13 protein-coding genes are annotated in these 9,932 nt (G+C 65.5%); 10 read left to right on the top strand and 3 right to left on the bottom strand.

The features are described from left to right. Both AC1P6P_RS14270 and AC1P6P_RS14265 read left to right on the top strand, forming a co-directional pair. Window positions 1-228 (top strand): VOC family protein (locus AC1P6P_RS14270; protein ID WP_481403111.1); only part of this gene is annotated, 228 nt, incomplete at its 5' end. 96 nt (window positions 229-324) lie between these two features. Beyond that, window positions 325-723: a hypothetical protein gene (locus AC1P6P_RS14265; protein ID WP_481403110.1), complete on the top strand. Its 399-nt coding sequence runs from the start codon at window positions 325-327 to the stop codon at window positions 721-723. Between the two features lie 121 nt (window positions 724-844). On the opposite strand, the gene AC1P6P_RS14260 is transcribed toward AC1P6P_RS14265, so the two are convergent. Beyond that, entirely contained in the window at window positions 845-2,413 is a 1,569-nt protein-coding gene (locus AC1P6P_RS14260) for a Type 1 glutamine amidotransferase-like domain-containing protein (protein WP_481403109.1), read from the bottom strand. A 388-nt stretch (window positions 2,414-2,801) separates the two neighbouring features. On the opposite strand from AC1P6P_RS14260, the gene AC1P6P_RS14255 reads away from it, so the two are divergent. Together AC1P6P_RS14255 and AC1P6P_RS14250 are read left to right on the top strand one after the other, a co-directional pair. After that, the gene (locus tag AC1P6P_RS14255; RefSeq protein WP_481403108.1) at window positions 2,802-3,119 is read left to right on the top strand and encodes a hypothetical protein; all 318 of its coding nucleotides are present in this window, start codon (window positions 2,802-2,804) and stop codon (window positions 3,117-3,119) included. Further along, entirely contained in the window at window positions 3,094-4,296 is a 1,203-nt protein-coding gene (locus tag AC1P6P_RS14250; protein ID WP_481403107.1) for a DNA-packaging protein, read from the top strand. Before AC1P6P_RS14255 ends, AC1P6P_RS14250 begins: the two co-directional genes overlap by 26 nt. A gap of 93 nt (window positions 4,297-4,389) precedes the next feature. Here the strand turns inward: AC1P6P_RS14250 and AC1P6P_RS14245 are convergent, their stop codons facing one another. Beyond that, on the bottom strand, window positions 4,390-4,719 hold the full coding sequence (locus AC1P6P_RS14245) for a hypothetical protein (RefSeq protein WP_481403106.1): 330 nt from the start codon (window positions 4,717-4,719) through the stop codon (window positions 4,390-4,392). Further along, a complete protein-coding gene (locus tag AC1P6P_RS14240) occupies window positions 4,719-5,048 on the bottom strand; it encodes a hypothetical protein (RefSeq protein ID WP_481403105.1) in 330 nt (109 codons plus the stop codon). Before AC1P6P_RS14240 ends, AC1P6P_RS14245 begins: the two co-directional genes overlap by 1 nt. 110 nt (window positions 5,049-5,158) lie before the next feature. On the opposite strand from AC1P6P_RS14240, the gene AC1P6P_RS14235 reads away from it, so the two are divergent. The 6 genes from AC1P6P_RS14235 (at window position 5,159) to AC1P6P_RS14210 (ending at window position 9,838) form a co-directional block, all read left to right on the top strand. Continuing rightward, window positions 5,159-6,328, top strand: coding sequence for a phage portal protein (locus AC1P6P_RS14235; protein WP_481403104.1), 1,170 nt, complete (start codon window positions 5,159-5,161; stop codon window positions 6,326-6,328). Between the two features lie 30 nt (window positions 6,329-6,358). Then, on the top strand, window positions 6,359-6,880 hold the full coding sequence (locus tag AC1P6P_RS14230) for a hypothetical protein (protein WP_481403103.1): 522 nt from the start codon (window positions 6,359-6,361) through the stop codon (window positions 6,878-6,880). A gap of 116 nt (window positions 6,881-6,996) precedes the next feature. Next, a complete protein-coding gene (locus AC1P6P_RS14225) occupies window positions 6,997-7,263 on the top strand; it encodes a hypothetical protein (RefSeq protein ID WP_481403102.1) in 267 nt (88 codons plus the stop codon). A 79-nt stretch (window positions 7,264-7,342) separates the two neighbouring features. After that, window positions 7,343-7,831, top strand: coding sequence for an HK97 family phage prohead protease (locus AC1P6P_RS14220; protein ID WP_481403101.1), 489 nt, complete (start codon window positions 7,343-7,345; stop codon window positions 7,829-7,831). 84 nt (window positions 7,832-7,915) lie between these two features. Further along, window positions 7,916-9,145, top strand: coding sequence for a phage major capsid protein (locus tag AC1P6P_RS14215; protein ID WP_481403100.1), 1,230 nt, complete (start codon window positions 7,916-7,918; stop codon window positions 9,143-9,145). Between the two features lie 141 nt (window positions 9,146-9,286). After that, window positions 9,287-9,838, top strand: a complete 552-nt coding sequence (locus tag AC1P6P_RS14210) for a head-tail connector protein (protein ID WP_481403099.1) — start codon at window positions 9,287-9,289, stop codon at window positions 9,836-9,838. The last annotated feature ends 94 nt before the right edge of the window (window positions 9,839-9,932 follow it).

Genomic DNA, 9,932 nt, shown 5'->3' with positions numbered 1-9,932 from the left:
TGCCGGGACCAGAACGAGATCGACCGCTATTGGTCGAAGCTCACCGACGGCGGCAAGGAGGTGGCGTGCGGCTGGCTGACCGACCGCTTCGGCCTGTCGTGGCAGATCGTGCCTGAGGACATCGGCGTCATCACCGGCTCTGAAAAGGCGATGACCGCGATGATGGGCATGGTCAAACTCGACCTCGCCACCCTGCGCCAGGTCGCCGCCGAAGACAGATTCTCCTGAGACCGGCGCCCCTGAGGCGGGCTCCCCTGAGACCGGCGCCCCGCGACGGAACCCGCCCCTGTGCCGCGTTCAACCGCAAACCACCCGGAGGATGCCGTGCAGACCCGTTCGCTTGCTCTCGCCTTTGTTGCCGTTCTGTCGCTCAGTGCCGCGCTTGCCGCCGATCCGGCCGACAAATGCCCGCCGCGGCCCGGTTTTGCGATGATCTCGCCGGAACAGCGGCTGATGATGTTCGCCGACATGAAGGCCCAGGCCGATTCCGGCGCGGTCGACATCCAGATGCTGCGCGAGATGCAGCGCGACAAGTTCCGGGCGATGAGCGAGGACCAGCGCAAGGCCTATTTCGCCGGCCTGACCCAACGCTGGAATGCGCTGACGCCCGCCAAGCAGAAGGAATTGAAGGCCGAGGCTGAAGCGTGGCGCGCCGCCCATCCCCGTCCCGAAGGCGGCCGTATGAATGGCGGCCATCCCGGCTGCCCGCATCCGGAAAACTAAACTCTTTCCTGCCCTGCGCTGCTCAAATCATGACGGCTGCCGAAACAGCGGCGGAGGTGCCGAGCCTTTCCGCGAGGCGGAGGGGGGATTGATCCGTTGCCGGATCGGTCCCCCTCGTAACTCACCACTGATCGTCGAAGCTCGTCTCGGTCGGGTCGTCGAAATTGGCCCAGTCGACCAGGCCGCCGCGATACCAGCCGACCTTGCGATAGCCGAGGCCGAGCGCGCGCTCGGCGGCATTGTAGGACCACCAGCACGCCGCGTGGGCGCAATAGAAAATGATCGGCTTGTCGCGGTCGCCGCCGGTCAGGGTCTTGAGCCGGTCGGCGAGACGGGTATCGACGCTATCGCCCTTGCTGCCGCAGGCGCCGGCGCCGCTCATCCAGATCGAGCCCGCGATAATGTGCATCGGCCGGGGCCCGGGCAGCGCGTTGATCACCAGCGCGTGGCCGAGGGCGGCTTTTACCGCCTCGCGGTCATAGACGGTGAGGCCGGGCGGGGCGAACGGGGTGGGTGAATCCATCTGGCAGGTTTTCGGCCCGTCGACGGCCGGAATGTGCCAGTCGCGATCGGCAAAGCGGTTCTCGTAGGGCACCGTCACTGCGACGCGATAGGCGGCGCGTCCGGGCCGATCGAGCGTCAGCGCCAGATGGGTGAGGAGCGTTGCACTCTTGTCGGTGACGCGCTGGCCTTCGAACGCGGCCGAGCTGTCGGTCCATTTGAGGTGCAGGCGCACCGGATTGTCGGGGAACCAGAAGGCGTCCCAATAGGTCACGTCGGCGGAGCCGTTGGCGATGGCGGACGCCATGCCGCCCAGGGCGCGCGGCGCCACTTGCAGGTTTTCGGCCACCCAGCCCCAATTGGGATGCGGTAGCGGCTTGCGGCCGGCGGTGACGGCTTCGAAATGCACCGGATCGATGGTGTCGTCCTGATGCAGGAACGAGATGTCGAAGGTGGCGGGCGTCGCGAAATCCTTGGGTGCCACGATCAGGGCGACTGGCTTGTCGCCGATGACGCGCCAGGGCGAGCCGTCGCCCGGGATCATCAGCGCCGCGCCCTCGTCGAGCGCCACCAGCCGCGACCAATGCTGCTGCAGCATGACGAAGAGTTCGCGGTTGTAGAGGTTCTGCTTGATGGCGTGGGCGTCGAACGCCACCGGCACGAAGCCGAAGGCGGGGGTGACCGGCACCGCTTCGCCGGTCAGGGCGCGGACGCCGACCGTCATGCCGCAGGCGCACATGGTCGATTGGCCCATGATCATGGCCCCGGCGCTGGCGCCGCCGATGGCGAGGCCGGCCTTGTTGCGGCGGCGGATGGTGGCAAGCGCCAGGGTGTCGTGGCCGTTCTTCAGGAAGGCGTCGGACAGGCGCGCCGGCAGGCCGCCGTCGAAATAGAAGCCGTCGCAGGCCGCCAGCCGGTCGGCGATGTCCTGGGAATCGGCATTATCCTTGGTGACCAGGATGGCGTCGGGATGCAGCCCGTAAGGCTCCAGCCATTTGCCGCCGGGATTGTGTTCGGGGCTGGCGGTGGTGATGAAGCAGACCGATTTGGCGCCGTGCACCGCCTCGGCAAACAGGCGCAAGGCCTCGGGATTGCTGGCGCCGCCGCCTTCGGGGAACAGCGGCCCGGAGGCGCCCGCCGCCACGGCGCTCAATACCAATGCCGCAATCGCACCCGCAAAGCTACGCATGCCCCGCCCCCTCGTTCAGCACCTCGCTTTCATAGCACACCGCCGGTCGGTGTGGGCTTCGCGCGGGTGCCGCAGAGGGGCGGTTCAAAAAAATTTTCGTCCGCAAACACTCTGTTGCGAGTCGTTCTGAGGCTTTGGCGGCGCGTGTTGCCCGCATCAGCGAAACCAGAGCTTTGACGAATCGAAATGAATCAGTCTCGTGTCGCAGCCGCGAAAAAAATTGAAAACTCCCCTTGAAGAATGCGGGAGGTTTCCCCATTTCCATTACATCCCCACAAAAGTAATCCAGATGCCAATGATCCCCGAACCTGCGCCGGGTCAGCGCCCGCTCGCTGACATTCGCGTGGGTACCCCGCCCCCTATCGATGATGTTTGGAAGGATGAAGTCGTGGACTCTCTGATGCGAGAACTGCGGCGGCAGCTACAGCAGATCGAAAACAGCCCCGCCACGCCTGATGTCGATCAGGCCTCCCTTCGCGCCCTCAACGTTCAGTCCCTGGTGCGGATCGAACGCACGCTGACGCACCTTTTTGAGGTGCATGAGCAGCGCGCGCTCCGTCACGACCAAGAGGCGGTCGCCCGACATGACGATGCTTTGCACAAGCTTGAAGAACGGATCGATCGCCTCATTACCGCTGCTGAATCTCAAGCGCCTGAAACAAAAGCTGTCGGATTTGACGATGGAGGAGGCGAGGCTTCTTCTTGAATCGTGGCCGGTATGGGCACGTACCGAGCAAAGGCCACCGCCGGGCGACTGGCGGATCTGGCTGTTCCTCGGCGGCCGCGGCTCGGGCAAAACACGGGCCGGTGCCGAATGGATCGCCGAAGGCGTTCGTCGCGGTTCGATGCGCCGGATTGGTCTTATCGGCGCCACCTGGCACGATGCCCGCAGCGTCATGATCGAAGGTGAATCCGGTCTGCTGGCGGTTTCCGAGGCGACGTTCGAGACGTCCAACCATCGTGTGCTGTGGGCCAACGGCGCGATGGCCGATGTCGTCAGTGCGGAAGAGCCTGATGCGGTGCGCGGTCACCAGTTCGACTGCGTCTGGGCCGACGAGTTCTGCAAATGGTCGGCGCCGCAGGAGAGTCTCGACATGGTGTTGATGGCGCTGCGCCTCGGCGACGACCCGCGCATGCTGATCACCACCACGCCGCGCAACATCGCACCCTTGAAGGATTTGTTGGCGCTGCCCGATGTGGTTGAGACCCGTTCCTCGACCGCCGCCAATGCCGCCAATCTGGCCGCGCCCTTTCTCGCCGGGCTCGAGCTGCGCTACGCCGGCACCCGTCTCGGCCGCCAGGAGCTGGACGCCGAGTTGATCGAGGACAACGACGCGGCGCTATGGAAGCGCGACTGGATCGAACGCGCGCGCGTGCGCGTGTCGCCGATCTTGCAGCGCGTCGTGGTCGCGGTCGATCCGCCGGCCAGCGTTGCCGGAGACGAATGCGGCATTATTGTCGCCGGGATCGATGATGCCGGCGACGGCTACGTCACGGCCGATCGCTCCGTCGCCGGCCTCACGGCGGCGGGCTGGGCGGCGGCGGTGGCCGCGGCCTTCGGAGACTGCAAGGCCGACGAGATCGTCGCCGAAGCCAATCAGGGCGGCGACATGGTGCGGCAGGTTCTGGTCGATGCCTTGCCCAATGCGCCGGTGAAACTGGTGCATGCGGTTCGTGACAAGCGCACCCGGGCGATGCCCGCCGCTGCGCTGTACGAGCAGGGCCGCATCCATCACGTCGGCGCCTTGGCCGAACTGGAGGATCAAATGGTGAGCTACGATGGCGGCGGCAAAAGCCCCGACCGCATGGACGCGCTGGTGTGGGCCCTGGCGCACCTCTTCCCGATCAAACGGGCCAAACCGAAGGTGAGGAGCGTGGGATGATTTTACTGCCCCCGCGGGCGAGCAGTTTTTGTCACCCGCACGCAGACCGTGGGGGAAGTCCACGCCAAGCGTGGGAAGGGGGCTTCAGCGATGTCACAACCCGCACAGCCACTGGAACGTCGCTTTTACCGGCAGCTCGGGGCGGCCGATGATGCGGGCGTCGAACTCGCCGAACGAGGCGCCGCAGATGCCCTGGAAGGTGACATCGATTACGTCCATGTTGGCGATCTCGACGAAGCCGTCGTTGTGGGCATGGCGCCGCATCGTCATTTCGCCTTTGTGGCGATTGCCGTCGCTTTTGACATAGCCGGTGACGTGATGGGTCTGGTCGCAGCCGGTGACGCGTCCGTTCGCCAGCGTGCCGACCATGAAGCCTTTGATACCGCCGCCTTCGAGGATGACCTTGTAGACTCCGTCGCGCATCAGGCCTCGCTGAGGAAGGCGCACTCGATCGACAGCGGGAAGTCGGGAACTTCGTCGATGGTGGCGATGGTCTGGGCGAATTCGCGTCCGGCGGCGCCTTCGATGCGAAGACGGAAGAATTCGAGATCGGGCAGATGCCCGGCCGGCAGATCGTGGTACAGCCGCGTAACGGCAATCGCCGCGGTCAGGCGGCCGCCCAGTTCGCTGTAGTGGCCATTGAAAGCAAAGCGCGGATCGGCGGCGAAAAGATCGCCGTCCTTCAGCACCACGATGCCCGTGGCGCTGCCGTTCGGCCCTTTGATCCACGCTCGATAGACGCCGTTGCGCATGCCGTACCCCTGAGGCGGGCCATTCTGCCGTCCCCCGGTTAACCGGCGGTATGCGCGCTCGCGAAACGTATCCGAAGCCGTATCAACCGCATTAACGCGAGAGAAACCCTATGTTCGAGCTTCTGAAGCGCCGGACCAGTCCGGCTCGTGAATCCAAGGCGGCGCCGCCGCTGATCGCGCTGTCGCTGATGGGCGCGCCGCGCTGGTCGGGGCGTGATTTCCTCGGCGCCGCGCGCGAAGGCGTGCTCAAGAACGCCGTCGCCTACCGCTGCGTCCGGATGATCGCCGAAGGCGCCGCCTCGGTGCCGTGGCTGATTTATGACGGCCGCAAGGAGGTGGAAAACCATCCCCTGCTCAGCCTCCTCACCCGTCCCAATCCGGAGGAGGAGGGCTCGTCGCTGTTCGAGCGCTGGTACGCCTTCCTGCAATGCGCCGGCGATGCCTATCTCGAGGCGGTCAGTGCCTCGGGCGGGGTGCGCGAGCTGTATGTGCTGAGGCCCGACCGGGTGGCGGTGGTCGCCGATGGCCGCGGCTGGCCGGTTGCCTACGACTACAAGGTTGACGGCCGCACCACCCGCATCGGGCGCGAGGAGTCGGGCTTCATGCCGGTGCTGCACGCCCGCCTGTTTCATCCGCTCGACGATCATTACGGCCTGTCGCCGATTTCGGCCGCCGGCACCGCGCTCGATGTCCACAATGCCGGCGCCGCCTGGGTCAAGGCATTGCTCGACAATGCGGCGCGCCCGTCGGGGGCGCTGGTCTATAAAGGCCCCGATGGCGGCAGCCTGACCGACGAGCAGTTCGGCCGCTTGAAGCGCGAGCTGGAAGACTCCTATTCTGGCGCCGCCAATGCCGGCCGGCCGATGGTGCTGGAAGGCGGCCTGGAATGGAGGAGCATGAGCTACACGCCCTCGGAGCTCGATTTCGCCAATTCGCGCGCCGTTGCCGCCCGCGAGATCGCACTCGCCTTCGGGGTGCCGCCGATGCTGCTCGGCATTCCCGGCGACAACACCTATGCCAATTATCGCGAGGCCAATCTGGTGTTCTGGCGCCACAGCGTGTTGCCGCTGGTCGCCAGAACCGCCCGTGCCTTGACCGGCTGGCTGGCGCCGCGGTTCGGCGACAATCTTCGTATCGGCTACGACGCCGACGCCGTCGATGCCCTGGCGCTGGAACGCGAGGCGGTGTGGGACCGGCTGACGCGCGCAACCTTCCTCACCCTCAACGAACGCCGCGCCGCCGCCGGTTACTCGCCGGTCGAAGGCGGGGATGTGTTGTGAATGTCCCCCCTCTCGCGCTAAGGAAGTGCGATGTCTCTTTCCTCAACCAGTTGCGGCGAATGTTCGGTGTGCTGCGAGGCGCTGACGTTCGATCTCGGGCCGCTGCGCAAAGCCTCGGGCCAGCAATGTCCGCATTGCCGTGCGCCCCACGGCTGCGCCGTGTACGAGACGCGCTGGGAGGTCTGCCGCACCTATCATTGTGGCTGGCGCCATCTCGGCTTGCCCGAGGAGTGGCGGCCGGACAAATCGGAAATCCTGATCTTCCTGCGCGAAGGTCCGGCGCCCGATGGTTTGCAGAACGGCGTCGAGTTCGAGCTGGTCGGTTCGCACGACCGCCTCACCTGGATGCCGCTGATCAAGTTCATTGCCGCCCTGATCGAGGACAAGACGCCGGTCTATCTGTCGATTCAGGGCGGGCTGGCCTCGCCGTGGGTTTATCTCAACAACATCCCGGCGCTTTGCGAGGGCATCGCCCGCCGCGATCTGGCGCGGACAACCGCCGCGCTGCGTGACGCGCTGCAAATCTGCATCGACTATCCCAAGACACTCTGACCTGACTTCCGAGACGGAGACCCGGGACGCGGCTGTCGATGCCGCGCGTCTCCCCCGCCCGCGTGCCGCGCCCGGCCCGCCCGGGTCTCCACCATGTTGCTATCAAGAGAGGCACCATGACCCTGACCGAAATCGTCCAGCCGATGCTGGACAAACGCCTGCCGACCGCCCTCGTGGCGGCCTTTTTGTTGCAGACCGCCGGAGCCTTGTTCTGGGCCGGATCGGCGGCCGAGCGCATCGCCAGCCTCGAGCGCACCAGCGCCGCCGACCAGAACGCGATGGCGCGTGTTGCCGTGCTCGAAAGCCAGATCGCCACCATCCGCGCCAGCCTCGACCGCATCGAGACCAAGCTGGACCGCAAACAGAACGAAAGGAGCGAATAGGGAATGGCGAATAGCGAATAGGGAAAAACAGGATCGAACCCCTATTCGCTATTCGCTACTCGCTATTCGCTTTTCCCCCATGCCCCACATCCAATCCGCCCGCCGGCCGCTCAGCCGTCGGATTGCTCCCGCACGCCTGCACGGTCTCGGCGCCGGCGAATTCGAAGGCTATGCCTCGCTGTTCGACGTGCCCGATGGCGGCGGCGATATCGTCCAGCACGGTGCCTTTGCCGCGACGCTGCGGCGCCGCCCGCCCGCCAAGGTGCGCATGCTCTATCAGCATCTGCCGGTCGAGCCGCTCGGCGTCTGGGACGAGATCAAGGAAGACGCGCGCGGGCTTTATGTCCGCGGCCGCCTGGTGCTCGACGTGCAGCGCGCCCGCGAGGTGATGGCGCTGTTCGCCGAGGGCGCGCTCAGCGGCCTTTCCATCGGTTTTCGCACCGTGCGCGCGACGCGCAGCGGCGGCCATCGCCTGCTCAATGAAATCGAGCTTTGGGAAATTTCGGTCGTGACCTTCCCGCTGCTCGCCGGTTCCGCGGTCACGGCCGTCGGTGCACCAAGTGAGTAGGGAGTAGTGAATAGTAAATGAGCTACGCACGCTCACTCACTTTTCCAACTCCCTACTCACTATTCACCCCCTTGGAGACCCCTCATGGATCTTGAAACCAAAGCCATCACCCCCGACATCAAGAACGCGTTCGACGATTTCCTCGCCGCCTTCGACGCCTTTAAGCAGGCCAATGACGAACGCCTCGCCGAGCTTGAAACCCGCTCCGCCGACGTCGTCACCGAGGAAAAGGTCGATCGCATCAACCGTGCGCTGGACGAGCACAAGCGCGTGCTCGACGACCTGCAGCTCGCGGCCAGCCGGCCGATCGTCGGCGGCGAGAAAAAAGCGGCGCCGCAGGCCCGCGAGCAGAAGATGGCGTTCGAGCGCTATGTCCGCGCCGGCGACGCCTCCGGCCTGATCGAACTGAAAGCGATGAGCGCCGGTTCGAATCCCGACGGCGGCTACACCGTGCCGCTCGAGATCGAACAGACCATCGATCGCGTGCTGCAGAAGGTGTCGCCGATGCGCGCGCTCGCCACCGTGCGCCAGATCGGCGGCAATATTTATAGGAAGCCCATCACCACCACGGGCGCCGCCTCGGGCTGGCTCGCCACCGAGACTACCGCGATTTCCACCGCCACCAACACGCCGACCCTGGCGGCGATTGATTTTCCGACCATGGAACTCTACGCCATGCCGGCGGCGACCCAGACGCTGCTCGACGACAGCCAGGTCGATCTCGAAACCTGGCTCGCCGACGAGGTGCAGACCGTGTTCGCCGAGCAGGAAGGCGCCGCCTTCGTCTCCGGCAACGGCACCTCGGCGCCGAAAGGCTTCCTCACCGAGACCAAAATTGCCGATGCGTCGTGGGCGTGGGGCAATCTCGGGTACATCGCCACCGGCACCGACGCCGCCTTCCCGGCGACGACGCCGACCGACATTCTCATCACGCTCGCTTATGCGCCCAAGCAGTCCTATCGCGCCAACGCCAGCTGGGTGATGAATCGCAAGACCGAAAGCGTCATCCGCAAGTTCAAGGACGGCCAGAACAACTACATCTGGCAGCCCGGCGCCACTGCGGGCCAGCCGCCGACGCTGCTCGGTTATCCCGTCGCCGAGGCCGAAGACATGCCCGACATCGCCTCGGGCGCCTATGGCATCGCGTTCGGCGATTTCAAGCGCGGCTATCTCATCGTCGATCGCATCGGTGTCCGCGTGCTGCGCGATCCCTACTCCGCCAAGCCCTACGTGCTATTCTACACCACCAAGCGCGTCGGCGGCGGCGTCCAGAACTTCGAAGCCATCAAGCTCTTGAAGTTCGCGGCGAGTTGAAGGAGGCGAATAGCGAAGTAGCGAATGGCGAATAGGGGCAATTCCCCGCTCGAAGTTCGCTACTCCCTACTCGCTACTCCCTACTCCCTACTCCCTACTCCCTACTCGCTACTCGCTATTCGCAATTTTTTGGAGCCCCCCATGTCCCTCCAACTCCTTGCTCCACCCGCCGCCGAACCGGTCAGCCTCGCCGATGCCACGGCGCATTTGAAGCTCGATACCGCCGACGAGGATGCGCTGGTCGCAACCCTCATCACCGCCGCGCGGGCGCGCGCCGAATGGCATACGGGACGCGCTTTCATCACCCAGTCGTGGCGCCTCAGTCTCGATGACTGGCCGCACGACGATATGGTGGAATTGCCGCTGCCGCCGCTGCTCAGCGTCGAAGAGGTGGCGACCATCGATGTCGCCGGCATCCGCACCGTGCTGGCGCCGACCGATTTCAGCGTCGATCCCGCCTCTGCGCCCGGCCGCGTGATTTTCACCGCTCGCCCGGTTTCGCTCAGGCGCCGCGATTGCCTGCAGGTTTCGTTCACCGCCGGCTATGGCGATGTCGCGGCCGTCCCGGCGGCGATCAAGGAAGCGATCCTCGAGATCGTCGCCGATCTTCACGCCCATCGCGGCGACGACGACAGCCCCGTCGGCCTCGCCGGCCAGGCTCTGCTGGCCCCGTTCCGGATGTTCAAACTCTAGCTTTCCTCCCCCGCGTTACGAACTCTGGGTGCCGCACCAAGCCCGTAAGGTGGCGTGCACAGCGCGACGGAGGGGGCACGCCAAGGAAATCCCA

This window comes from Rhizomicrobium sp., from assembly GCF_056722145.1.
This window is presented reverse-complemented; position numbering and strand designations above follow the sequence as displayed.

Excerpts from the sequence above, each read along its gene's own strand:
- AC1P6P_RS14260 (WP_481403109.1), bottom strand. The coding sequence starts at position 2,413 with ATGCGTAGCTTTGCGGGTGCGATTGCGGCATTGGTATTGAGCGCCGTG.
- AC1P6P_RS14250 (WP_481403107.1), top strand. The coding sequence starts at position 3,094 with ATGGAGGAGGCGAGGCTTCTTCTTGAATCGTGGCCGGTATGGGCACGT.
- AC1P6P_RS14245 (WP_481403106.1), bottom strand. The coding sequence starts at position 4,719 with ATGCGCGACGGAGTCTACAAGGTCATCCTCGAAGGCGGCGGTATCAAA.
- AC1P6P_RS14240 (WP_481403105.1), bottom strand. The coding sequence starts at position 5,048 with ATGCGCAACGGCGTCTATCGAGCGTGGATCAAAGGGCCGAACGGCAGC.
- AC1P6P_RS14235 (WP_481403104.1), top strand. The coding sequence starts at position 5,159 with ATGTTCGAGCTTCTGAAGCGCCGGACCAGTCCGGCTCGTGAATCCAAG.
- AC1P6P_RS14230 (WP_481403103.1), top strand. The coding sequence starts at position 6,359 with ATGTCTCTTTCCTCAACCAGTTGCGGCGAATGTTCGGTGTGCTGCGAG.
- AC1P6P_RS14225 (WP_481403102.1), top strand. The coding sequence starts at position 6,997 with ATGACCCTGACCGAAATCGTCCAGCCGATGCTGGACAAACGCCTGCCG.
- AC1P6P_RS14220 (WP_481403101.1), top strand. The coding sequence starts at position 7,343 with ATGCCCCACATCCAATCCGCCCGCCGGCCGCTCAGCCGTCGGATTGCT.
- AC1P6P_RS14215 (WP_481403100.1), top strand. The coding sequence starts at position 7,916 with ATGGATCTTGAAACCAAAGCCATCACCCCCGACATCAAGAACGCGTTC.
- AC1P6P_RS14210 (WP_481403099.1), top strand. The coding sequence starts at position 9,287 with ATGTCCCTCCAACTCCTTGCTCCACCCGCCGCCGAACCGGTCAGCCTC.